At 43.0% G+C, this 24,234-nt stretch carries 22 protein-coding genes, 1 tRNA gene, 1 pseudogene and 1 riboswitch; of the genes and pseudogenes, 18 read left to right on the top strand and 6 right to left on the bottom strand.

What is annotated here, in order from left to right:
- Positions 1 to 5: 5 nt before the first annotated feature.
- From ADA01nite_RS15280 to glmS, 8 genes are all read left to right on the top strand, one after another.
- Positions 6 to 76: transfer RNA gene (locus tag ADA01nite_RS15280), tRNA-Gly, on the top strand.
- 331 nt (positions 77 to 407) lie between these two features.
- Positions 408 to 1,307 carry an arginase gene (gene rocF / locus ADA01nite_RS15275; RefSeq protein WP_146811143.1) on the top strand — a complete coding sequence of 300 codons (900 nt, stop codon included), beginning with the start codon at positions 408 to 410 and terminating at the stop codon, positions 1,305 to 1,307.
- A gap of 131 nt (positions 1,308 to 1,438) precedes the next feature.
- On the top strand, positions 1,439 to 2,002 hold the full coding sequence (gene sigW / locus ADA01nite_RS15270; RefSeq protein WP_146811142.1) for an RNA polymerase sigma factor SigW: 564 nt from the start codon (positions 1,439 to 1,441) through the stop codon (positions 2,000 to 2,002).
- Positions 2,003 to 2,025: 23 nt separating this feature from the next.
- Complete coding sequence (locus tag ADA01nite_RS15265) at positions 2,026 to 2,643, top strand: anti-sigma factor family protein (protein ID WP_146811139.1); 618 nt, start codon at positions 2,026 to 2,028, stop codon at positions 2,641 to 2,643.
- 149 nt (positions 2,644 to 2,792) lie between these two features.
- The gene (gene cdaA / locus ADA01nite_RS15260) at positions 2,793 to 3,611 is read left to right on the top strand and encodes a diadenylate cyclase CdaA (protein ID WP_146811138.1); all 819 of its coding nucleotides are present in this window, start codon (positions 2,793 to 2,795) and stop codon (positions 3,609 to 3,611) included.
- Positions 3,604 to 4,929 (top strand): CdaR family protein, encoded by a 1,326-nt coding sequence (locus ADA01nite_RS15255; RefSeq protein ID WP_146811137.1) that lies wholly within the window; start codon positions 3,604 to 3,606, stop codon positions 4,927 to 4,929. Before cdaA ends, ADA01nite_RS15255 begins: the two co-directional genes overlap by 8 nt.
- A gap of 14 nt (positions 4,930 to 4,943) precedes the next feature.
- Positions 4,944 to 6,293 carry a phosphoglucosamine mutase gene (gene glmM, locus ADA01nite_RS15250; RefSeq protein WP_146811136.1) on the top strand — a complete coding sequence of 450 codons (1,350 nt, stop codon included), beginning with the start codon at positions 4,944 to 4,946 and terminating at the stop codon, positions 6,291 to 6,293.
- Positions 6,294 to 7,038: 745 nt separating this feature from the next.
- Positions 7,039 to 8,841, top strand: a complete 1,803-nt coding sequence (gene glmS, locus ADA01nite_RS15245; protein WP_146811135.1) for a glutamine--fructose-6-phosphate transaminase (isomerizing) — start codon at positions 7,039 to 7,041, stop codon at positions 8,839 to 8,841.
- 320 nt (positions 8,842 to 9,161) lie between these two features.
- Here the strand turns inward: glmS and ADA01nite_RS15240 are convergent, their stop codons facing one another.
- Entirely contained in the window at positions 9,162 to 9,917 is a 756-nt protein-coding gene (locus ADA01nite_RS15240; RefSeq protein WP_146811134.1) for an alpha/beta hydrolase, read from the bottom strand.
- An 87-nt stretch (positions 9,918 to 10,004) separates the two neighbouring features.
- Here ADA01nite_RS15240 and ADA01nite_RS15235 point away from each other — a divergent pair, with 87 nt between their 5' ends.
- From ADA01nite_RS15235 to ADA01nite_RS15210, 6 genes and pseudogenes are all read left to right on the top strand, one after another.
- On the top strand, positions 10,005 to 10,841 hold the full coding sequence (locus ADA01nite_RS15235) for a helix-turn-helix domain-containing protein (RefSeq protein WP_146811133.1): 837 nt from the start codon (positions 10,005 to 10,007) through the stop codon (positions 10,839 to 10,841).
- Positions 10,842 to 11,022: 181 nt separating this feature from the next.
- Positions 11,023 to 12,015 carry an ABC transporter substrate-binding protein gene (locus ADA01nite_RS15230; protein WP_146811132.1) on the top strand — a complete coding sequence of 331 codons (993 nt, stop codon included), beginning with the start codon at positions 11,023 to 11,025 and terminating at the stop codon, positions 12,013 to 12,015.
- Between the two features lie 120 nt (positions 12,016 to 12,135).
- A complete protein-coding gene (locus ADA01nite_RS15225) occupies positions 12,136 to 13,143 on the top strand; it encodes a FecCD family ABC transporter permease (RefSeq protein ID WP_146811141.1) in 1,008 nt (335 codons plus the stop codon).
- Positions 13,136 to 14,164, top strand: coding sequence for a FecCD family ABC transporter permease (locus ADA01nite_RS15220; protein ID WP_146811131.1), 1,029 nt, complete (start codon positions 13,136 to 13,138; stop codon positions 14,162 to 14,164). Before ADA01nite_RS15225 ends, ADA01nite_RS15220 begins: the two co-directional genes overlap by 8 nt.
- Before the next feature lie 10 nt (positions 14,165 to 14,174).
- Positions 14,175 to 14,963: an ABC transporter ATP-binding protein gene (locus tag ADA01nite_RS15215; RefSeq protein ID WP_146811130.1), complete on the top strand. Its 789-nt coding sequence runs from the start codon at positions 14,175 to 14,177 to the stop codon at positions 14,961 to 14,963.
- 70 nt (positions 14,964 to 15,033) lie between these two features.
- Positions 15,034 to 15,582, top strand: a pseudogene (locus ADA01nite_RS15210) (SDR family oxidoreductase); the annotation flags it as partial.
- An 82-nt stretch (positions 15,583 to 15,664) separates the two neighbouring features.
- Here ADA01nite_RS15210 and ADA01nite_RS15205 read toward each other — a convergent pair.
- Positions 15,665 to 16,405 carry an SDR family NAD(P)-dependent oxidoreductase gene (locus ADA01nite_RS15205; protein WP_146811129.1) on the bottom strand — a complete coding sequence of 247 codons (741 nt, stop codon included), beginning with the start codon at positions 16,403 to 16,405 and terminating at the stop codon, positions 15,665 to 15,667.
- A 127-nt stretch (positions 16,406 to 16,532) separates the two neighbouring features.
- Here ADA01nite_RS15205 and ADA01nite_RS15200 point away from each other — a divergent pair, with 127 nt between their 5' ends.
- Positions 16,533 to 17,414 (top strand): LysR family transcriptional regulator, encoded by an 882-nt coding sequence (locus ADA01nite_RS15200; protein WP_146811128.1) that lies wholly within the window; start codon positions 16,533 to 16,535, stop codon positions 17,412 to 17,414.
- Between the two features lie 219 nt (positions 17,415 to 17,633).
- Here the strand turns inward: ADA01nite_RS15200 and ADA01nite_RS15195 are convergent, their stop codons facing one another.
- Positions 17,634 to 17,927: an Hsp70 family protein gene (locus ADA01nite_RS15195; RefSeq protein WP_146811127.1), complete on the bottom strand. Its 294-nt coding sequence runs from the start codon at positions 17,925 to 17,927 to the stop codon at positions 17,634 to 17,636.
- A gap of 99 nt (positions 17,928 to 18,026) precedes the next feature.
- Positions 18,027 to 18,121, top strand: a riboswitch (cyclic di-GMP riboswitch).
- Positions 18,122 to 18,376: 255 nt separating this feature from the next.
- Here ADA01nite_RS15195 and ADA01nite_RS15190 point away from each other — a divergent pair.
- Positions 18,377 to 20,119 (top strand): methyl-accepting chemotaxis protein, encoded by a 1,743-nt coding sequence (locus tag ADA01nite_RS15190; RefSeq protein WP_146811126.1) that lies wholly within the window; start codon positions 18,377 to 18,379, stop codon positions 20,117 to 20,119.
- Positions 20,120 to 20,246: 127 nt separating this feature from the next.
- Here ADA01nite_RS15190 and ADA01nite_RS15185 read toward each other — a convergent pair whose 3' ends face one another.
- Entirely contained in the window at positions 20,247 to 20,855 is a 609-nt protein-coding gene (locus ADA01nite_RS15185; protein ID WP_146811125.1) for a DUF8426 domain-containing protein, read from the bottom strand.
- A gap of 470 nt (positions 20,856 to 21,325) precedes the next feature.
- Between ADA01nite_RS15185 and ADA01nite_RS15180 the strand changes: the two genes are divergently transcribed.
- Both ADA01nite_RS15180 and ADA01nite_RS15175 read left to right on the top strand, forming a co-directional pair.
- Positions 21,326 to 21,772: an aminoacyl-tRNA deacylase gene (locus tag ADA01nite_RS15180; RefSeq protein ID WP_146811124.1), complete on the top strand. Its 447-nt coding sequence runs from the start codon at positions 21,326 to 21,328 to the stop codon at positions 21,770 to 21,772.
- Positions 21,773 to 21,918: 146 nt separating this feature from the next.
- Positions 21,919 to 22,524 carry an NAD(P)H-dependent oxidoreductase gene (locus tag ADA01nite_RS15175; protein WP_146811123.1) on the top strand — a complete coding sequence of 202 codons (606 nt, stop codon included), beginning with the start codon at positions 21,919 to 21,921 and terminating at the stop codon, positions 22,522 to 22,524.
- A 28-nt stretch (positions 22,525 to 22,552) separates the two neighbouring features.
- Here the strand turns inward: ADA01nite_RS15175 and ADA01nite_RS15170 are convergent, their stop codons facing one another.
- Together ADA01nite_RS15170 and ADA01nite_RS15165 are read right to left on the bottom strand one after the other, a co-directional pair.
- Positions 22,553 to 23,572: an anti sigma factor C-terminal domain-containing protein gene (locus ADA01nite_RS15170; RefSeq protein ID WP_146811122.1), complete on the bottom strand. Its 1,020-nt coding sequence runs from the start codon at positions 23,570 to 23,572 to the stop codon at positions 22,553 to 22,555.
- Entirely contained in the window at positions 23,553 to 24,065 is a 513-nt protein-coding gene (locus tag ADA01nite_RS15165) for an RNA polymerase sigma factor (RefSeq protein ID WP_146811121.1), read from the bottom strand. Before ADA01nite_RS15165 ends, ADA01nite_RS15170 begins: the two co-directional genes overlap by 20 nt.
- Positions 24,066 to 24,234: the final 169 nt, after the last annotated feature.

Below are 24,234 nucleotides of genomic sequence, written 5' to 3'. Positions count from 1 at the left end.
TTTATGCGGGTGTAGTTCAATGGTAGAACATCAGCCTTCCAAGCTGAATACGTGGGTTCGATTCCCATCACCCGCTTCGTTTAGACGCTTACAAAGAATTGTAGGGTCTTTTTTTATGCCGAAAAATAAGAAGCGGATAGCCAGGAAGAGAATAAGTATCTCTTTCTTCGGCTATCCGCTTTTATGTTATTGGGCTATTCTTTTTTCTTTATCAACTTCTTTGCCTGCTCATATACCTCCTTATGACACTGTAATGGAAATTTGCCCCAGAGAGATTTGGCTTAAAGTTCCACCGTTAATCGAATGTATAACCATTCATAAACTTGTTGAGTTGAGTCATCTGCTCTAAAGAGGATAAAATAAATCTACAACAGAGAAAGGAAGGGCTTACATATATGAATCCTACGATAAATGAAAATATTTCGATTATCGGTGTCCCGATGGATCTGGGTGCGGATCGCCGCGGGGTAGACATGGGACCAAGCGCTATCCGCTATGCAGGTATTGCTGAACGACTTGAGAAGATTGGATACAAAGTACATGATGAAGGCGATATTATCGTGCGCCGGCCGAAGGAAAATACCACTGCCGGAACCAATCTGAAGTATCTTGATGAAATTGCGCGTGTGAACCGCGAACTATGCGAGGCAGTCTCCGGCCAGATGGAAAAGGGACACTTTCCTCTCGTTATCGGAGGGGATCACAGTATTGCTATCGGAACAATTGCGGGAGTACTTAAACACCGTCCGAAGACCGGTGTTATTTGGTACGATGCGCACGGAGATATGAATACGGCGGAAACATCACCATCCGGTAACATTCACGGCATGTCGTTAGCGGTAAGCTTGGGTTATGGTCATGAATCCCTTACTTCAATCGGTGGGGCCGGGTCCAGACTGAATCCTGAGAAGACCGTGCTGATTGGGGCCCGGGCATTAGATCCGGGCGAAAAGGAATTCATTAAGAAGCTGGGTGTAAAAGTATTTACAATGCATGAAATTGATAGGCTTGGCATGGCCCGTGTTATGGAAGAAGCGCTGAAAATTGTCACCGATGGAACGGACGGCGTTCACCTTAGTCTGGATTTGGATGGATTGGATCCGCATGACTGCCCCGGTGTGGGAACACCCGTTATCGGAGGCATCAGCTACCGTGAGAGCCATTTGGCGATGGAAATTCTGGCCGAAGCCAACGTGCTGACCAGCGCCGAGTTTGTGGAAGTTAATCCGATTCTCGACCAGATGAACCAGACCGCGCGCGTTGCTGTCGCATTGATGGGTTCCGTATTCGGGGAAAAGCTAATATAATAAAGAAATGAGATGCATAAGTGAAAACGAGGGTGCGAATCACGCATTCTCGTCTTTTTATTTTTTTGAAACTTGCAATGCAGAACATCCGTATATACCATACGGGAAACTGATTTAGGATGTGGAGCAAATTGGACATTACCGAGCAACGGATTATCCAGCGGGCAAAAAGCGGGGATCGCGATGCCTTTGCCGAACTGGTCGATTTGTACAAAGATAAGGTATACCATGTTTCCTACCGAATGTTGGGTAACCAGCAGGAGGCGGAAGACGTCGCCCAGGAAACGTTCCTGCGTGTATACGCCAACCTGGACAACTATGACCCGCAGTACAAGTTCTCCACCTGGATATACCGTATCGCTTCGAATCTTAGCATTGACATTCTCAGAAAACGAAAGAAAAATCTCTCCATTGATGCAGAAATCACCGGAGCCGAAGGAGTAGACTGGCACGACCGGCTGGCTGATACAAGCAAAGGGCCGGAAGAAGAAGTGCTCATCGATGAATTGCAGGAGGAAGTGCAGGACGCCATCATGGGACTGAATCCGAAATATCGGGCAGTCATGCTTCTGCGCTACATAGAAGACTTAAGTCTGCAGGAAATCAGTGAAGTGGTCCAACTCCCCATCTCCACCATCAAAACCAGAATTCACCGAGGCAGGGAAGCACTACGCAAAAAACTTCGGTTTATGTAATAAACGAGAAAGGAGAGATTCATATGCGTTGCCAAGATAATGTGCGTCTCATGCATCGCTACCTGGACGAAGAAGCAAACAAAGAAGAAGAGATGCAACTCCGTGCTCATATTGCTACCTGCCAGGATTGCAAGAGACATTTTCAGGAACTAAAGAAAACCATTGCTTTTGTTCAAAGCTTATCCCATACAAAAGCACCAGAAGGATTTACCGAGCGCGTCATGGCCGCGCTGCCGAAAGAGAAGAGGAAAATAAGCTTTTTTGATCGCATCAAACGCCATCCGCTCTTGGTGGCTGCTTCGCTGTTTATCGTGCTTATGGCCGGCAGCATGATGTCTTTCTGGACGGAGGGACAGCAGCGATTCGAATTCTCTGCTCCCCAGACGCAGAACGTTAAGGTTGATGAAGAACATCATATGGTAATCGTACCTGCCGGCAAAACAGTGCAAGGGGACATTGTTGTCCGTAACGGCAACATTAAGGTAGACGGTGATGTGCGCGGGAATGTCGTCGCAATCGACGGAGAGGTATATGCAGCTTCTACGGCTCATATCTCCGGTGAAGTGCAAGAGATTCACCAGGCTGTGGAATGGGTTTGGTATAATTTAAAAAAGGTTTTCAATTCGCTTGCGAACAGCTAAAATAAAAAACGGAAGAAGGGCACGGAAACACCGTGTCTTTTTTGCGTGGGGTTAGAAAACAATATATACTAGGGAAAGAGAACGCTGGGAAACAAGGGAATGGCAGACCGTTGCCCGACCATTACCTCCCGCTTTAAGGAGGAAAGTGAATGGAGGATTTTACGGAGAATTTTTTAGGGTACATCATTAATGCGATTGATATTTTAATCGTTACTTACATTATCTATAAGCTCATACTTTTGCTGCGCGGCACCCGTGCTCTCCAGCTATTTAAAGGTATTATTGTTGTGGTTGTTGTGATGCTGGCGAGTACCTTTCTGCACTTGAGTACGCTTAAGTGGTTGATGGATAAAACTTTTACGTATGGCGTCTTCGCTATTCTAGTTATCTTTCAGCCGGAACTGCGGCGCGCGTTGGAACAAATTGGACGCGGACGTTTGTTTTCCCGGAGTTCGACACCTGAAGAGAAAGTCGTCAGCGATACGATTGAATCGGTTGTCAAATCGGCCTTCTATATGGCAAAGCGGAGGATTGGGGCACTCATCGTAATCGAGCGGGAAACCGGGCTGTCAGATTACATAGAGACAGGCATAAATCTGACGGCCCGCAGCAGTACGGAACTGCTGATTAATATTTTCATTCCGAATACCCCGCTGCATGACGGTGCAGTAATTATGCGCAAGGATATGGTGATGGCAGCAGGCTGTTATCTTCCGCTATCCGAGAATCCTACGATATCAAAGGAACTGGGTACCCGCCATCGGGCAGCCATCGGCTTGAGTGAAGTATCGGACGCTATCGCCGTCGTCGTTTCAGAGGAGACGGGACAGGTCTCTGTCGCGATGAACGGTGAGATTACGCGTGACTATGATACAGAGAGACTGACGGAGCTTCTTCACCAGAAACTGGGTCCTCAAGGAAAGACGTCTGCGCCGCTCTGGCAACGGAAGGTGAAAAACGATGGATAAGTGGCTCAATAATAATAATGTAGTCAAAGTAATATCGTTCTTGCTTGCCATTATGCTATGGGCGGTCGTGAATAATGATCCGGCTTCGTACAGCTCCGGCGTCGGACAGGCACAGGTGGACACGAAAGTAAATCAAGTCGATTTAAAAGTTCGCTATGATGCAAGCAAATATCTTGTAGAGGCGCCTTCTACGGTACAAGTTCAACTAAGAGGCAGGAAAGACTTACTTGCTATGTCCTCTCTGCTATCATCCGATAGTCTGGATGTTTATGTGGACTTACGCAATTATGGTAGCGGGAAGCATGAAGTGCCGGTACAGTATGAAGGGGCACCCAGAGGGCTGGAGGTAATAATTCAACCGAGTCAAGTGACTGTAAATATCGAAGAGATTAAGAAACTGAAAAAAACGGTTCAAGTCGATCTGATTGGCGAAGCGAAAGCGCATGGTAAAGTCGGTCAGTCGATTGTAAATCCACAGACAGTGACTGTTACCGTACCGGAAAGTCGAGTAGAAGATGTAGTGTTTGTGCGAGCATATGTTAGCGTGGAAGGGGCAGAGGAGCCGATCAAAACGAAAGCCCCGGTACGGGTGCTTGACCGCCGGGGAACTCCGGTAGAGTCGGCGAAGGTATCTCCTGCAGTAGTGGATGTGCAAGTGCCTATCACTTCGCTCCCGGCGAAGACCGTTCCGTTGAAAGTAGACAGCAAAGGAACGCCGGCGGACGGATATCGGGTGGCGGCAGTAGACGTCAACCCTAAAAAGGTAACACTGTACGGAGCGAAAGAAGTGTTGGATACAATCTCTTCTTTAACGCTTCCCAGTGTAGATGTAGACGGACTGAGCGAATCCAAAACGTTCTCTGTTACAATTCTGCTGCCGGATAACGTAGAGAAGGCAGATGTTGAATCCGCATATGTAAAAGTCGATATCGTGAGAATGGATGAAACAGCGATAAGAACGGGTTTGACAGAGCAAGAGAAGCCGGAAGTACAGGATCCGGAGAAGATTACCATACGAGATTCGGTAGAGCTGCCGATCCGTATTCAAGGACTTGCGGATGGCCAGGCTTCGGAATTTGTCAAACCTTCCTCGGGGCGTATCGAACTGGAGATTCAAGGCACGAAAGAGGCAATGGACAAAATGGATAAGAATGAACTTGTCGCTTCTGTCGACGTAAAAGGTAAACCGCCGGGCCAGTATACCACTCCCGTGCATGTTATCAATCTTCCGCCCGACGTGAGGATAACGAATCAACAGAACCTTCAAGCAATAGTTTTAATCAAAGAACAAGCTGATAACCAGCGTGTTAATTCGTGAGAGGAGAGAGGACAATGGGTAAATACTTTGGGACTGACGGAGTAAGAGGTGTCGCTAACACCGAGTTAACGCCGGAGCTGGCATATAAATTGGGACGGTGTGGCGGATATGTCGTTACCCGTGACAGCAATAACGAAAGACCGAAAGTTGTTGTAGGCCGTGACACCCGCATCTCCGGTTCAATGTTGGAACGCGCCATTATTGCCGGTCTGCAATCCATCGGGGCGGAAGTCGTTCGCCTGGGTGTCATCTCCACGCCGGGTGTGGCATACTTGACGCGTGCGTTACAAGCAGACGCCGGAATTATGATTTCTGCCTCCCATAATCCTGTGCAGGATAACGGTATTAAATTTTTCGGCGGTGATGGCTTCAAGTTGCTTGACGAGAAAGAAGCGGAGATTGAAGCGCTGCTGGATGCAGAGAAAGACGAACTCCCGCGCCCGATCGGCGGCGATATTGGAACCGTGCTGAACTACAAGGAAGGTGCGCAGAAATACCTGCAGTATCTCAAGAGTACGGTGCAGAACCGCTTCGATAACTTAAAAATTGTCGTCGACTGCGCGAATGGCGCAGCTTCGGCGCTGGCAGCCCAATTGTTTGCCGATATGGAAGCCGATGTGATTACGCTGGCCTGCAACCCGGACGGTCTTAACATTAACGACAACTGTGGCTCTACGCACCCGGAAGCACTGCAGCAAGCCGTTGTAGAAAAGGAAGCGGCTCTTGGACTCGCATTTGACGGTGATGCGGACCGTCTGATTGCGGTGGATGAGAAAGGCAATCTCGTCGACGGCGATTTCATTATGGCGATTTGCGGTGTAGCGTGGAAACGCCGCGGCAGGCTGAAGAATGATACCGTTGTCTCCACTGTGATGAGCAACATTGGCTTTTACAAAGCATTGGAAGCGGCAGGTATCGAGACGCGGCAGACCGCAGTTGGTGACCGCTACGTTATGGAAGAGATGCTGAAGGGCGGATTTAACTTAGGCGGCGAGCAATCCGGGCACATTATTTTCCTGGACTACAACACGACCGGCGATGGTCTGCTGACGGCATTGCAACTGCTCGATGTAGTGGTAGAGGCAGGTAAGCCTCTGTCCGAGCTGGCTCGGGAGACGATGACACAATTCCCGCAGATTCTCGTAAACGTGCGGGTAGCCGATAAAACGAAGCTGACCGGAAATATTGCGATTAAAACCGCGATTGAAGAAGTGGAGTCCAAACTCGGCTCGAACGGCCGCGTGCTTGTCCGTCCATCCGGTACCGAGCCGATCGTACGCGTCATGGCGGAAGGTCCGAACAAGGCTGAGCTTGAAGAGTACGTACAGCAAATCGCTGATGTCGTTAAGAGAGAACTGGTATAAATGGTGGGAAGAAGGATGCGGCAGATCTGTCGTGTCCTTTTTTTGTGAAAATCAGGGGGAAAGAAGGAAGGATAAGAAGACCCGGGGAAGAAAAAGGCGTTCGCCTTTTTCCACTTGAGTCATCCTCTCGTTCTCTCTTTTCCTTCGCACCTCAAAAGTCAGCCGCCCTTCCCATGTTTTCATGTTGTCGGGGTTGCTGCTGAAAAGCCATGGCGGCTTTCTTGTAGTCGATTCTAAAGTTACGCAGATGGATAGAGAATGATAGGATTTTGGTTTTATTTACAACAGTGTAAGGATGCGGGGAAAACTCCCTATTGTTAGAAAGTGTTTTCATGTGATAAGGTATGCTTAGCGCCAAAAGGAAGGAGTGGAAAGCACAGGAACGTACAGGTTGGTCTTGAATGTAATGATGTCGTAAAAGCGCCAGGACCATTCTTATTGGACGGCAAGGGGAATGGTTGACGAGGTGGAGGTTTATCGATGAATTCGGCGGATGCCTCCCGGCGGTGGACCGCTGCCGCAGAGCTGTTCAACAAAACGTCAGGGAAACCTGCCGGACAAAAGGACAGCACGGTCTATACCCATGGTTTAGAAGGATAAAACCTGGGTAGATGTATAGAGTGGATTTTTAATTTGAAGTGATGAATGAAAAGACAATGGCAGACGGGGGCGCACCCTGTCTAATAGAAGATTTGTTTGAGAAGGACTTAGGTGCCCCTTGTCTCGAAAGGGGAACGTAACGTATATGTGTGGAATCGTAGGATATATCGGAAGTCAGGATACAAAAGAAATTTTGCTTCGCGGCCTGGAAAAGCTTGAATATAGAGGGTATGACTCTGCGGGCATCGCCGTTGTAAACGGGGCAGGTGTGCGCGTTTTTAAGGAAAAAGGACGCATCGCGGCACTGCGTGATATTGTAGATGCAAACACGACGGGCACTGTTGGAATTGGACATACCCGATGGGCGACGCATGGCGTACCAAACCGCGTTAATGCACACCCGCACCAGAGTAAATCCTCTCGCTTTACGCTTGTGCACAACGGTGTAATCGAGAACGATGAGCATCTGAAGCGCGATTTGTTATCCGGGCATTCCTTTATCAGTGACACGGACACTGAAGTCATTGTGCAACTGGTCGAGAAGTTTGTAGATGAAGGTATGAGCGTAGAAGAAGCCTTCCGCACCACGCTGAAAAACTTGAAAGGCTCGTATGCCATTGCTCTGTTAGATGAACAAGATCCGGATGTAATCTATGTTGCGAAAAACAAAAGCCCGCTGCTTGTCGGCCTGGGCGAAGACTGCAATGTGGTCGCCAGCGACGCGATGGCGATGCTGCAGGTAACCGATACGTTCGTTGAATTGATGGACGAAGAAATGGTTATCGTAAAAAAAGACAGTATTACAATTAAAGACCTGAACGGGAATGTAATATCCCGCGAGCCGTTCGTGGCGGAAATCGACGCGAGCGACATCGAGAAGGGCACATACCCGCACTATATGCTCAAAGAAATCGACGAGCAACCGTTCGTCATCCGCAATATCATTCAGCAGTATCAGAACGAAGATGGTAAACTAAAGCTGGATGAATCGATTCGCCAGGCAATGAAAGAGGCAGACCGTCTCTATATTGTTGCCTGCGGAACGAGTTACCATGCAGGTCTTGTCGGTAAACAATTCATCGAGAAGCTGGCGAACATTCCGGTGGAAGTTCATATTGCCAGCGAGTTCTCGTACAATATGCCTCTTCTAAGCAAGAAGCCGCTGTTTATCTTCATCTCCCAGAGCGGAGAGACAGCGGACAGCCGTGCGGTGCTTGTGCAGGTGAAGAAGCTTGGACACAAAGCGTTGACGATTACAAACGTGCCGGGGTCCACGCTGTCGCGTGAGGCTGATTACACGCTTCCGCTGTATGCCGGTCCGGAGATTGCGGTTGCTTCGACGAAAGCTTATACTGCGCAATTGGCCGTACTGGCGATTCTCGCCGTAGATACGGCGCGTGCACAGGGTCTATCGCTTGATTTCGACCCGCTCAAAGAGCTGGGCATTGTGGCGAATGCAATGGAAACACTGTGCGACAGCAAAGACGAGATGAAGAAGATTGCGGATGAGTTTTTGAGCACGCACCGCAATGCATTCTTCCTTGGCCGCGGCATCGACTTCTACGTGTGCCTTGAAGGTGCGCTGAAGCTGAAAGAGATTTCCTACATTCAGGCGGAAGGCTTTGCCGGCGGTGAGCTGAAGCATGGCCCGATCGCTTTAATTGAGAAGGATACGCCGGTTATCGCGCTGTCGACTCAGAAGCAGCTGGATCTGAATATTCGTGGAAACGTGAAAGAGGTTGTGGCGCGCGGCGCCAATCCGTGCATCATTAGCATGGAAGGCATGGAAAACGAGGGCGACCGCTTCACGATTCCGGCCGTGCACGAGATTTTGACTCCGCTTGTGTCTGTGATTCCGCTGCAGCTGATTTCTTATTACGCAGCACTGCACCGTGGCTGCGACGTAGATAAGCCACGCAACCTGGCGAAATCCGTTACGGTGGAGTAAGCTCATAGAATAAAGCCTAGCTGTTTGTGTGCGAATAATAAAGTCATTTAAAATATAATATGGTTGTTTAAAATCGTGTCTATTACATCCGTTCGCTTGTAATTGAAATAAGCGAACGGATGTTTTTGTTTTAGGAGGATATCTAATGCCATATTCGTACGACATAAGAATAGATTTAGTTAATAGAGCATGGAGAATGGGCAAATGAAGTGTTAGTGAAATTCCATAGAGGCGTAATTGCTCATTCAGCAGAACGCGTGCGTCTGAGCCTTTTTCGCGGTTTGCGATCGTAATTCCCGACTTGTTTGGAGTTCAGAATTTTAATTTCTAGAACAAAAACGGATAGCACGACTTACTACGGTTGGCACTACAGAAGCATGATTTTCATCAGGAGCTATATAAATTTCTATATTTAAATTATATTCATTTAGCAAAGTACCGATTCTGTTTGCATCATCTACCATAAATCCTTCATGCTCACCGACTGCAATAAACACATGATGTTTTCCGTTATTTGCTCCGTTTTCAATCAAAAGGTTGCCCATATGCAAAAGCTCCTCATCATTCCACCATACAGATGGACTAATTGCGATATAGTTTTTAAATGCAATAGGGTTTGTGTATAAGCACCATAAAGCAAAGTAACCACCAAGTGAATGTCCAAATAGATATTGAGCTTGGCGGTTCACAGGATAGTGCTGGTCAATATAAGGCTTTAATTCTAGTTCAATAAACTTGAAAAATTGTTCAGCTCCACCATATCCACCTGATAGCTTTCCTTTTAAACGTTCTGGTATGGTTAAATTTTTAGCTGGTGCAGTAAAATCGATAAAGCGTTGTTCTCGCATTTCTTCTTTTTGATGACAAATACCGATAACAATAGCGGCGTTGACACCTGTTTTTTCTCGATTTAGTTGTTGAATACGTACAACATCACGAACAAATGAAAAGTAATACAGACCGTCCAATACATAGTAAATAGGAAACCCATCACTAGGTGGTTCTATCTCTGGAATGTACACCTCAATATCATACGTTTTATTCGTATATTTAGAAGTTAATCTAATATGGCTCATAGGCACTATCCTCATTTCATGTTGATCGTTATAATAAAGAAAATGATAATCATTTTCGATTAAAGAGTCAATATGGGAAGTGAGGAAATGGAATTCACAATCAATCAAATCATTGAATACTTTGCGAACTCATCTATACAATTTGTGGATGTCTTTATAAGCAGGCTTGATGCATTAAAAGTAGATTCGGGGAGAAAGACTGCACAAGGGGTTTGTGGAATTATTATCCCGATTAAAGGTTCTGCATGCTTTTCACTTAATGGAACTGTATATAAAATGGATAAGCATACGGTTGTACATGCAGGATCGGCGATGGATATTGAAATTGAGACGTTTGAAAACGAGTGGGAATATGCAGTGATTCATTATCGTATTATCCATACACCACAGGACTATAAAGAAATGTTGAACCATCATTTTATGATGCCTATCAATGACACAGTAAAGATTCAACAACTGGTACAATATCTCCTAGAACAACAGATAAAACCGGATAATATGTCCAAATTTAAAGTACAAAATGTATTTATGAATTTGTTGGAAGTGATATTGTTGTCGGCAAGAAGTGAGCGCTATGAAAATAAAGTGGATACCATTGTAGCTGCACTTGAATATATCCAGCTCCATTATGCTAAAGAATTATGTGTAAGTGAACTGGCTCAGCAATTTGGTATGGAGAGAAGAAGATTTTCTTATTTATTTGAGCAATTAACTGGCTTGACACCTATACAATATATTACAGAGTATAGAATTAGACGGGCAAAAGAGCTTTTAAGAATAAGTAATTTTTCAATTGCTAAAATTGCCGAAGAGGTCGGTTATCTAGATAGTTTTTATTTTAGTCGTGTTTTTAAAAAAATTACTAAAATGCCACCGTCCATTTATAGAAAGCAGCAAAAAAAAAATCCATATTTCACAATATAGTGCTCTTATGCAAATCTATTTGTGCATGAGAGCACTATTTTTGTTCTAGCTTTTCATCTCTGATAGATCGGCAAATGTCCATATTTATTGGGAATTTGTCCATTCAATTCGCTATCACTCTTTGGTAGAATTTAAATATAAACAGTAATGATAATCAATATCAATTAAGGGGACTGGCAATATGAAAAAGTATTGGTCATTAGGGGTTGCTGTACTTTTGATGTTATCTCTTGTAGCTTGCGGATCTTCAGAAGGATTAAAGGAATTAGGTGCGGAAACAGAAGTAGTTGAAGCGGATAGCAAGAACGCTCCTTCTACATCTGAAGAGCAGTTGAAAGAAATAACAATTAACTATTTAGGTACTGAATATAAATTTCTGAATCCTGTTAAAAATATTGTAGCCGCAAGCCTTGAAGCAATGGAAGATGCAGTAGCACTGGGTGTTAAGCCAGTAGGTGTACTAGAGATTGCTGGTGAAATTCCAGATTATTTAGCAAAAGAATTAGAAGGGGCAGCATTAGTTGGTGATAAACGTTCACCAAATGCAGAAGCCATTCTTTCACTTGATCCAGATGCCATTATCGGAACTTCTAAATGGAGTAAAGATGTAATGGCAAAAATGAATAAGATAGCAACAACATTACCTTATTCACACATCTCAACAAATTGGAAAGATAATTTATTAGCATTTGGACAGCTAACAGGAAAAACAGCAGAAGCAGAAAAGATCATTTCAGCTTATGATGCAAAAGCGGCTAAAGCAAAAGCTACGTTGGGTGATGCAGCAGCAGATAAAGAAGTATTAATTATTCGTGTTCGTAGTGGATTAATGAATATTTATCCTCCAAACGTTTATTTGAATCCGGTATTATATGAAGATTTAGGTCTTAAAGTTCCGGAAGCATTAACATCTGTTAAAGCACAACAGGAATTAACGCTTGAAACATTATCGAAAATTAATCCAGATGTCATCTTCCTTCAATTCGAGGAATCTGAAAATACAGATGCACCAAGCGCTTTAGAAGATTTGCAAAAAAATCCGATTTTTTCTAATTTAACAGCAGCTAAAAATGGAGAAGTTCATGTTAATACAATTGATCCGCTTGCGCAAGGCGGTACAGCATGGTCAAAGATTAAATTCTTGGACGTAGCAGTAGAGAAATTAGTGAAATAAAGATTTATCCTGGTTAAACTGGCTCTAAGAATCCCGCTTTAATACAGCGATAGAAATGAAAGTGTATAAGTGGGAGATGAAGAGCCAGTAGTTTCACTTTATAAAGAAAAGGTGTCAAAATTGAAGCAATCTGCCAAAAGGACCTTAATTATTTTTATCATTTCTTCAATATTCATTGTATTGATTGCTCTAATTTCCATTATGTTTGGTACAAAAGACATAAGTATACTGACTGTTTGGGACTCAATTAGTCAGTTTGATGCGAATAATGCTGATCATCAAATTGTTAGAACAGGTCGAATACCCAGAGCAATGGCTGTTTTACTCGTAGGTGCTTTTTTAGCAGTTGCAGGTGCAGTAATGCAAGGCATTACACGTAATTACTTGGCCTCACCTTCACTCATGGGTGTAAATGATGGCTCAGCCTTTGTGATTACGTTAGCAGTTGTTTTTTTTCCGGGTCTACCAGGCTATCAAATGATTCTATTATCTATGTTGGGGTCAGCGATAGGAGCTGCACTCGTATTTGGGTTTGGCTCGATTATTAAAAATGGTCTTTCACCCGTTAGATTAGCCATTATCGGAACTATTATCGGAACATTTTTAAGCAGTATTGCTTCAGCTATAGCGATGTATTTTCAAGTGTCACAAACAGTGGCGGCTTGGTATAACACAAAAGTACAATCTGTCGACCCGGATATGCTATGGTTATCGATCCCATTCGGAGTGATTGGAATTACATTAGCTATTGTTAGTGCACGTGCTATCACTATCACATCTCTTGGTGAGGATGTTGCTGCTGGACTCGGACAAAAGACAAAAGCGGTAAGGCTACTTAGTATGTTTTCAGTGGTCTTACTCACTGGAACGGCTGTTGCACTTGTAGGAAAAATTGCATTTGTTGGGCTAGTTATTCCTCATGTTGTTCGATTTTTAGTAGGGGAAGATTATCGATTCATCATTCCTGGCTCTCTTGTAATGGGTGCTTTTTTTTTAAGTTTATGTGATTTGGTTAGTCGTTATTTAAATTATCCATTTGAAACGCCAATTGGAGTGGTCACAACCATTATTGGTGTTCCGTTCTTTTTATATTTGATTCGAACACGTGGAGGTGAAAAGCATGCTTAGCTCCACGCCTAAAAGATTTTTTCTTATTATATTTATTTTCTTCGCTCTTATTTTCATTGGATTCTATTTACATATCACAAACGGGATGTTTGATATGTCTGTTTTCGATGTAGCTCGAACCTTATTAGGTTATGAGAGCAATGAAAAATTTAAACTAGTTATTTTTGATTTTCGATTACCGAGAATTATTATTGCGGCACTTGTTGGCATTGGACTGGCGATGGCAGGGGTTGTTTTGCAAGGAATAACGAAAAATGGGCTGGCTGATCCTGGAATATTGGGCATTAATGCAGGTGCAGGCGCTGCTATTGTAATTTTTATGTACTTCTTTCAATTCCAAGCATTACTGTCGGATGGAAGTGACTGGATCATTATCATGGCAATGCCGATATTCGGTTTTGTTGGTGGCACAGCTGCAGCTATTCTTATTTTTACATTTGCATTAAAAGATGGACGTCTTGACATGCAACGTCTTATTTTAACGGGAATTGCCATTAATAGCGGATTTGGAGCACTATCGATGTATATTTCCTTAAAAATGAATGAAAAAGATTTTGAATCAGCAGCTGTTTGGCAAGCTGGTTCCATTTATAATGCGAATTGGATTTTTATTTTAGCAATGCTGCCCTGGATTGTTATTCTTGGATTTTACTTGTATAAAAAAGCTTATTTACTTGATTATTTCCAATTAAAAGAAAATATAATTGTAGGTCTTGGTATTCAGCTAGAGAAAGAAAAAATAGTCATGCTACTTGCGAGTGTAGGATTAGTGAGTGCTTGTGTTTCTGTTTCTGGGAGCATTGGTTTCATAGGGCTCATGGCACCTCATATTGCAAAACAACTGGTAGGAATTCAACATAAATATGTAATGCCGGTAAGTGTATTAACTGGCGCAGGATTATTAATTTTCTCAGATTTCATTGCGAAAACAGTTTTTGCACCATCTGAACTTGCAGTTGGAATTGTTGTATCGATTATAGGTATTCCATATTTTTTATATTTACTTGTAAAAGCAAAATAGGAGGAAGAAAATGCAAACGGCATTTCGTATTGAAGAGCTAACTGCTGGATACGATAAATCTATTATTTTTAATAACTTGAATGTGAAAATAGCACAAGGCAAAGTGACGACTATCATTGGTCCAAACGGATGTGGTAAATCAACTTTACTGAAAACAATAGGTCGAATCTTAAAAAAAGAAAAAGGAAAGATATATTTACAGGATCAAGATATGCAGTATCTTTCAACAAAAGAAATAGCGAAACGCTTAGCTATTCTATCACAATCACCGTCTGCTCCATTCCAATTAAAAGTAGAGGAATTGATTTCATATGGACGTTATCCGCATCGCAAAAATATAAATCGATTGTCTAAAAAGGATATGAAGATGATAGAGTGGGCGATGGAAGTGACGAATACGCTTGAATTCCGTAACCGTGAATTGGCAGATTTATCTGGTGGGCAAAGACAGCGAGTTTGGCTGGCGATGGCACTCGCTCAAGAAACCGACATTCTTTTATTGGATGAGCCGACAACCTACTTAGATATGGCACATCAGCTAGAAGTCTTAAATATTGTTCAAAAATTGAATACGGAACATCACTGTACAATCATCATGGTACTCCATGATATTAATCATGCAGCACGCTACTCTGATGAATTAATTGCAATGAAAGACGGCGCAATTATTAAGTGTGGATCGCCAGCAACGATTATGACAGAAGAAGTTTTAAAAGATGTATTTAATATTAAAGCAAAAATCATATATGATAAGGAACTCGATATACCCCTTTGCATGTCATATGATGTTTTAAAATAATTGATCCAAGCAGGAAAAACATGAGAATTTTGGCCATTGTGAACAGAATTGACTTGAAAGAGATATAGGGGGACTTCGTATGCTCCGGCTTGCGATTGATACACATATCATTACAAGCCATTTTGCATTACCCCTGTTAATCCGAAACAAGAACGGACTGGTCGTTGGGATAACGGACGGCACCGCAGAATACAACGATAAAAACTACCGCTTATCATTGTTCTACGATCTGGCCAAGACGTCTGTCATTCGTATGGTCAAGTCTTTAGCCCATGAACTTTTACCCTATCAATGCACCGCTGTAGCAGTGACTCCGGGTTGGATGCGTTCTGAAATTATGCTTGATCACTATGGTGTTACAGAAGAAAACTGGCGTGACGCCATTGTGAAGGAACCTCATTTCATCATCTCGGAAACGCCTCGTTTTGTAGGGCGTGCCGTTGCCGCTTTAGCCGGAGATCCGGAGGTTGCTCGATGGAACGGTCAATCTGTGTCAAGCGGTACGCTCGCACAAGTGTATGGTTTTTATGATCTTGACGGCTCACAGCCAGACTGCTGGCGGTATCTCGTAGAAGTGCAGGATGCAGGTAAACCAGCGAATGCTTCTGGGTACCGTTAATATTCAATATGATACGAATAATTGTACCGCAAATAGTGGTGAAGCGGAGAGTGGAGGTTTTTATTAAGATGAATGAGATTTGTCACAATGTTTGACCGCTGTCTACCGTAATGATCTGTCCAGTCATCGCTTCTTGCTCCAGGGCTGTGCAGATAAATTGAGCAATATCTTCGGGTGTTGAAATACGTTGCAATAAAAGATTGGGGGCAAGCTTCATCATTTGTTCTTCCCTTCCAGACCACCATCTTGTCGCGACGGCTCCCGGTACGACGCAGTTGACTCTAATATTCGGAGCCAGGGCGCGTGCTAACGATTTGGTAAGACCGTGAACAGCCGCCTTGGATACGGCGTATGGAAGCGAGGAACCCAATCCTGTTTGTCCCGCAATACTGCCAAGGTTAACTATCGCTCCCTGTTTATTACTTTTCATGAACGGGGCAACGGCTCGTGCGCAAAAAAACATTCCTTTTACATTAACATCATAAAGCTCATCCCATACTTCCTCCGTTGCGGCTTCCAGGTCGTCAAACGAAATATGCCGTGTAATACTGGCATTATTTACAAGCAAATCAATAGTCCCGAATCGCCCGACTATGGTATCGACCATTTCCCGGACTTCCCTGTCCTGGGAAACATCGGCTCGTATGGCTAGTGCGCGCCCGCCTTCGTTATTGATGATTTGTGCTGTTTCTTCCGCATCGACTTTAGAACGCGAATAGTTCACAGCAACGGTTGCACCCCGAGCAGCAAGCGCAAAGCATGTTGCTTTACCGATCCCTGTTCCGCCGCCGGTAACAAGAGCCACTTTGTTTTTTAAATCCATATTCAATCCTCCCCTTTTTTAAAGCACCTGGATAGGAATCATTGTATATTTTTATTTTCATTTTGTATAATTGAATTAAATAAATATTTCGTTCAATTTTTTTGAATTTACAAACAGGGGCACTAAGATGGACTTTAAAACATTAAAAACGTTTCAAATGATCGTTAAATATGGGAGTTTTAACCGTGCAGCCAGAGAAATGAATTATGCTCAATCCACCGTCACGATGCAAATCCAGAAGCTCGAATCTGACTTGGGCGTACAGTTGATTGAACGCGGTAAAAAATTTCGGTTAACTGAGGCAGGCAGACTGTTTCACGAACAAAGTTTGCAAATTGTAAAGAATATGGAACAATTACAGACAAATATGTCAGATTTACAATTGGGAGAAGCGGGAAATATTCGTTTAGGTGTGACAGAGCCAACTGCCAGTCATCGATTGCCAGGTGTTTTGAAGAGGTTTTTATCTCGTTTTCCGAAAATTCGTATCTCTGTGGACGTTGCAAATACACCAACATTGAGTGATCGACTTCTAAGAGGAGATATTGATTTTGCGCTATGTTCTGCACCGGATCCGGGAACCGATTTCTATTTTGAACCTTTATTTAAGGAAGAGTTTGCGGTATTGATGCCGGAGAGCCATCCGCTTGCTCAAAAGGCGGCTATTGAACCGGATGATATCCGAGGAAATCGTCTGCTCATTACGTCAGCAACCTGTCCATACCGCAGAAAACTTGAGATGGTATTGAAGGAATCGGGGAACATTCCAGTGGACACGATGGAGATTGGGAGTATGACTGCTTTGAAATACTATGTCGAAAGCGGATTAGGTATAGCCCTTTTGCCATTGATTGTCTTGAATCCAGTTCCTGCTGGAACAACAGTACGGACTATGAGTGGCAGCAGTCTCATAGACATGACTTTTGGAATACTCTGCAAAACATCAGATTATCCGTTGAATCTGGCGAGTTCAAAATTATATCAATATCTCAAACAGGAACTATTATGAACGATCGCGGTCATTTGCTGGTTAAGACAATAAGTCGGTTGGTTTTTGATTGTACGGTAATGTGCAAGAATATTCTGTTTTACCCCATTCAGATGGTGAACCGAACAATAAAGGACAGTCATCAACTGGGAGCGAGCGTTAAGCAATTCTGCTTAAGTAAGCGTTGCTTTATTAGTAGACTGTCCATATCCCACTTCAATTTGCCAGCGTATGGTGTAATTACGCAAGGCGGTCACGACATCCAGGCCCGTATCCGTACATATTAGAAAAAAAGAGGCTTTTTTTGGGGTCAAATTTGCCCTCCCAGAAGCGGAACATGACATCGATTTTCTCCGCTTTTTCATGGATTGCTGGAATTCCTTCCAACAGAAACTCTCTCAGTGAATGGTTATATTTTACCCGCTCGTGTTCCCCTTGATAGATTTCAATCGATACAGCCGTCTGACCTGGATACACCGTATGGAACCTTTCAGTTCTCGTTACAGGAATGGTCGTATTGCGCGGAATGCGCATGGAGCTACCTATAAGCAGGATTTCATAGAGTTTTGTTGAAGTTTCAATACACTTTAATTACTATAGAACTGATAATAAGTAATTTATCTTAATAGAATTATCCGATAAAGGCAAACTCATCGAAAGGTGAGGACGCAAAGCCATGGGTCTGTCGTTCCGATGAACTATTGAACTATGATCGCCAGGTTGCCGAATACCCTTATAATAATAAGGCGATGGCTATTCCATTTTTATCGGAAGTAGCCATTTTTTTCTATGAAAGTCATGAAATAAAGAAAGAAGGGAGGGGAGAGGAACAAAGATCTAAGAAGAAAAAGGCGGTCGCCTTTTTCCCCATTGAAATCATCCTCTCGTTCTCTTCTCTTTTTTTCTTCGTACCACAAAAGTCAGCCACCCTTTCCGTCATTTTCATGGCAGGGCTTGTGGCTAATCGGCCATGGTGGCTTTAGTTGCCTATAGCAAAAGGGAAGAAGATTTTGTTAATAATGAATAACGGGGTGTTGCAAATGAATTTTACAATTGGAAAAAAGTTGATGAGTGGATTCTTAAGTGTTGCAATTCTTCTTGGAATTATTAGTTTTCTATCGTATTACTACTTACAGAAGGTGGACGATTCCTATTCAGATTTGGTTGATCGTCGGGTGGTTATTTTGTTAAGTGCAAAGGATATACAAATCAGTGCTTCACGAGAAATCGCTGCTTTACGGAGTATATTATTACAGGAAGAAGGGGCGGTGGATGTTTTATCACAATCTATTGCCCATATAAACGAACAAATCGAAACTACAAACAATTTAGTTCATCGTACAGAAGACAAAGATTCACTAAAAAAGCTTGCCGCATTGAATGAAGAGTTTAAAAGTAAGTCAGATGAAGTCATTACCTTGATGCAAACCAATAAAGAAGAAGCTCAACGATTTTCTGCTGAAGTAGTAACTCCATTAGCAAGAGAAATAAGAGATATAGCCGACAAAATAGCACATGATCAAAGAAAACAAATGGAGGAAGGAAGTAAAACAAACTCTGAAATGGTTCATTCCGTTATCACAACGGTTCTTATCTTCAGTATAGTTGCTTTTGCTTTGGCAATCTTAATAGGAATAATTATTACTCGAATGATTACAAAGCCAATTTTATCTTTGGCAGAAGCGGCAGAAAAAATTGCATCGGGCGATCTAACTCAAGATGACATTAAGGTGAAAAATCGGGACGAAATTGGTAATCTGACGAATTCCTTTAACCAAATGAAGATGAACCTTCGCCAGTTAATTCGCCAGGTTGGTTTAAATGCCGAACAAGTAGCAGCAACTTCGGAAGAGCTATCTGCAAGTGCTGAACAGACCAGTAAAGCGACAGAACAAATTTCAATCGCCATTCAAGAGGTGGCAGTAGGCTCAGAAAAACAAGTTTCCAATGCTACCGAAGTTACTCAAGCGGTCACTGAAATCTCAAGAGGAATGAATCAGGCTGCATCCTCTATTCAATCCGTTGCAGATTTAACGACTACTGCGAATGATAAAGCAAACGTTGGAAATACAGTGGTTACCCAGACTATTGAACAAATAAATCTTGTACAACATTCTGTAAGTGAAACGGCAGAGGTTGTTAACGCCCTTGGTGAAAAATCAGAAGAAATTGGTCAAATCGTTGAATTGATTACACAGATTGCTGATCAAACTAACTTATTAGCTTTAAATGCTGCGATAGAAGCTGCACGGGCAGGGGAACAGGGACGAGGGTTTGCTGTAGTTGCCGATGAAGTTCGGAAGTTAGCTGAACAGTCTGGTCACGCAGCAGGTCAAATTCGTGATCTCATCCAAGAGGTGCAAACAGAAGCAGAAAAAGCTGTTCAATCTATGAATGATGGTACGACCGTCGTTAAAGAGGGGATTAAAATGGTTCATCAAACTGGTGAAGCCTTCAGAGACATTGTAAAGTCAATTGAACAGATAGCTGCCGAATCCCAAGAGGTGTCTGCTATTGTAGAACAAGTTAATTCAAGCTCACAAAGTATGGTGGAAATGATGGAAGGTGTAGCTCATATTGCTGAACAATCTGCAGGAAATGCACAGAACGTGGCTGCTTCAGCAGAAGAACAAAATGCCTCAATGGAGGAAGTATCATCCTCAGCGGAAGCTTTAAGTAAAATGGCTCAGGATTTACAAGAAGTTATAAATAAATTCAAAGTTTAGTATAAAAGAATCCTCACTGGTTTGATATCAGTGAGGATTCTTTGATTCCAAAGCGTTCCATTGCCTGTCTATAATTAATGTTGTTATAAAACTGAACTGTCCGATGTGGTGGTTCAGTTTTTTATTTCTAGTTTTTTAATAGAATCTCTACAGCACGCAAACGATGCTCTATTTCCAGTTCAGTGTTATTTATTGTCTCTACTAACAGCTGAATAGCTTTCTTCTTTGCTTCGAGTAGATCGTTGTTGAGTTGGACATGTTTTTCAGACTCATTCATGATATCCAGTACAATATCAAGATGTTTGGTTAAGCTTGCCACAGCACCAGGATATTGCAATGAATCCCTAAGTGCAGATGGTAAGTCGTTTCTGGAGATGGGTTGTTTATTAAATGCCCATTTTACCTCACGTTGATGAGGGAAACCAGAACCTTTTTTATCTTCATCAAATTCTGGAACGTATTTGTATTCGCTTGTGACTTCCGCAAAGTAAATTTTGCTTTCGTATGGAACAACTACAATATCATGTGGCTTCATCTCACGAACAAGAATGTTTACGTTACTTAAACCACCTTCCCATTTATGGGCTTCCAACAACTTCTTTATTTCGGAGTAGCTACAGTCGTCAAGTGGTTGACCAACAGGATATCCGATTGCAATACAATCATTCTCCAGGAAGTAATCCATTTGGTCAGTGCCATGTGGTTTTGGTCTTAACAGCCAGACGTTTCGGTTCATTAAGCTCAACTCCTTGAATATATTAATAATATATTTGTGATATTTGTATTGTATCTCATTGATAAATATTTGTAAATATATTTATCAGATATTTATTTAATTTGATTTCTGGTCGATTGTTTCATATGGCAACGATTGAAGAATACAACCAGAGTGGCGGAGTAACATTGAGGGAAGCAGCCCTCATTTTTTGGCGTGACGAGGAATTGGATAGTAGGGAGGATAAAAAGGGGAATGGACAATATCGGCTCCCTTTTTATCTGTAATTACATAGGCTTTATCTTCGGCTTCGAGTAACTGCTGTATTTGACTAACGACCAAACTGATTGTCAGCTACAGGCCAATTGTGATGCAATTTATTTTCTGCATTTCACGTATTCGACTATTGAGCACAAATGTTAAATAGTTTTCATTTTAGATGTACATTTTTATCCGATTATTATGTTAATATTTACCATGGGGGTGTGTGGATGGAACAATTAAAAGCCATTTTAGGTAAAAGCAAATTTTCATATGAGTTAATTCAACATGAAAAGCCTATTATTTCGGCACAGGATGGAGCCGATTATTTCGGAATTGAAATAGGACAAACAGCTCCAACATTGATAATAAAAACGGATAAAGGATTCTTTTCGTTAATTGTGTCAGGGAATCGTGGGAAAGTGAATTTTGATGAAATAGCAGAAATTCTGGGCTGTAGCCAGGTCAAATTAGCATCGAGGAAAGAAGTTCAGAAAGTAACAGGATTTGAAGTCGGTAGCGTGCCTTTGATCGGTCTTGTATTACCTTGTGTTATAGACAAATACCTATATCATTATCCCTTTATTTACGGAGGTACTGGCGAACGAACTTGCACACTAAAAATAGAACCCCAGGCCTTGGAAGAATTAAATCAGGTCAAAGCAATCTTCGGTTAAAACAATGTCTTTATGCTTCTGTTATAAAGACAGGTGAAGTTCATATAGGTGATAAAATCTTCCTTCTTGAATGACATTGAGAAATCGCCTGCCAAACTGAAAAGACAACCTTAAAATCCATATGTTTCCATAGGAAGGGAGAAAGTATGAAAATACTTGTAATTCTAGCACATCCAAAGCAGGGAAGCTTTAACCATGCCATAGCCAAGACGGTACTATATACTCTTAAAGAACTGAACCACGAAGTCATCTACCATGACTTATACCAGGAAAAATTTGATCCGCTTCTTCCACCCGAAGAAATCGACAGCGACGGAGAAGTAGACCCGATTATTCAAAAGCATTGTGCGGAGCTTACCGAAGCGGACGGAATCATCATCATTCATCCGAACTGGTGGGGACAGCCGCCAGCGATGATGAAAGGGTGGATGGATCGGGTACTGCGGGTAGGAATTGCGTACAAGTTCACCGTAGAAGGGCAACCTATCGGCTTGTTGAAAGGAAAAACAGCACTTGTATTTAACACATCCAACACGCCCGAAGAAATCGAGGTTAATATCTACGGCGACCCGCTTGGATGGCTCTGGGGCAAGTGTACATTTGAATTCTGCGGCGTAGAGACGTTCCACCGCAAAATGTACAAAGAAGTCATCGTCAGCACTCCGGAACAAAGACGGGAATGGCTCGAGGACGTAAAGCAAACTGTTGTAAAGTATTTTTCCTGGTATAAAAAGAACAAAGAGCTGGCATGAAAGCACGCACAGCTCCTTTACGCACGGTTTATTGATCGGTCATAGCACCCAGGACGGCTGCTTTCACATACGGCTTACCTTTAAGCGACAGCAATCCTTCAGTCGTGCCGGTGACGACGACACCAATAATTTTGACATCCGCAGGGGTCGGCTTTTCTTTTCCATGGCTGATATAATCGTAGATGCGTTTGTATTCATCGTAATATCGGCCCTTTATTTTTAGACCGGCATCAAGTGCAAGAAGGAAGTCTTTTTCGGTTCCGTTGCCATGAGCGATATTTCCGGGAGTCGCGTCGAATCCGTATACGCGGTCTGCGAGCTCCGGCTGCGGAGAATCATTTTTTTCCTGCGGTTTTTCCGCATCGGAGGTCTGTACCCGGTACCAGACAGGACGGGCTTCTTTCGGCAGCATGGCTTTAATCTCCGCTACCGTATAAGGACGGTCAAATGAAACGGCAAGCTCAGCTACTTTTCCTTTATATTTAGCAAGCAAAGGGAAATCGTTCAGATATCCGCGATACTGCGTGCTCGGATGGTAGAATTGCATCTGGCGCTGCATGGTTTCGTAGCTATAATAATGACGGGAGCCGTCCGGACTTTCGCTTGCTTCTTCCAATTCAAAGAATTCTTCCGCATAGCGGTCAATCCGGCTGAAGCCTCCCAGCACACCATATTCGTACACTTCTTCTTCCGCTCTTACGGGACGTCCTTCAATTATTTTGTAGGTATGGTAATGGACTTCTCCGTTGAAAAGGTCGTGCCGGTAAAGGTAAGGCCGAATGTCTGAATGCACATTGGGGTCGGTAATTTGTTTGAATGTAAGCAGGTCCCGATCCATCATATCTTTCTTATAGTAGTTAATTTGCAGGATGCCGATGTACAGAAAAAATAGAACAACAGGAGAGACGATAGCCGAAATCAAGATATTGCGGAGCAGCGTTTTGCGCCTGGCTTTTTTTACAATCACTGCGATGTCCTGATTATCAAACGGAGACGGGATATCTTCTTCCGTATGTATAGCTTTGTTGTTAGGTTCCTTCTCTTTCATTTTGATTCATCCTTTCATATGCTTTTTTGAACTGGTTTCTTGCCCGGTGCAGCCACGTCTTGACCGTGTCTTCTTTTACGTCCAGCAGAGCGGCGATTTCTTTGTATGACAGGTCAAAGTCGTACTTGAGCAGCAGCACGTGCTTATAGGTGGGATTCAATTCACCAAGCGTTTCATAGATTTCTTTCCGCGTTTCTTTTCTAAGCAGCTCGTCTTCCAACGCTCCCTGGCTGATGAGAACAATAGAATCCATTGGAAGCTCGGGACGCCGCTTCCGTTTGCGGCAGAGATCGTAATACTGGTTAACCGCGACGCGGAACAGCCAGGATGCGAACTTTTCCGGTTGAATGGCATCAATGGATAACAGCGCTTTATACAGAGTGTCCTGCACGATGTCTTCCGCATCGCTTTTTGTGGCGCCGTTTTTAAGCAGATAGCGGAAAATCAGCGTGCTTTTTTCTTTTAAGGCTTGATTGAAGGCGTTATGGTTCATCTCTTTCTCCTTTCTATGAATAAAACGAAGAAGCTTCAGTTTTGTATACAGCGACGAAAAAAATTTAAGAGAGGATGACGCTGCTTTTGGGAAGCGGCTATGTTGAGGAGAGTCTGGATGAGTTATTTCGAAAGCATACACGAACGGTCCGTGAGCGTGCAGATTACCG

The sequence above is a fragment of the Aneurinibacillus danicus genome, assembly GCF_007991215.1.
Classification (GTDB): domain Bacteria; phylum Bacillota; class Bacilli; order Aneurinibacillales; family Aneurinibacillaceae; genus Aneurinibacillus; species Aneurinibacillus danicus.
The sequence above is the reverse complement of the archived record's forward strand: the minus strand, read 5'-3'. Positions and strand labels throughout refer to the sequence as shown.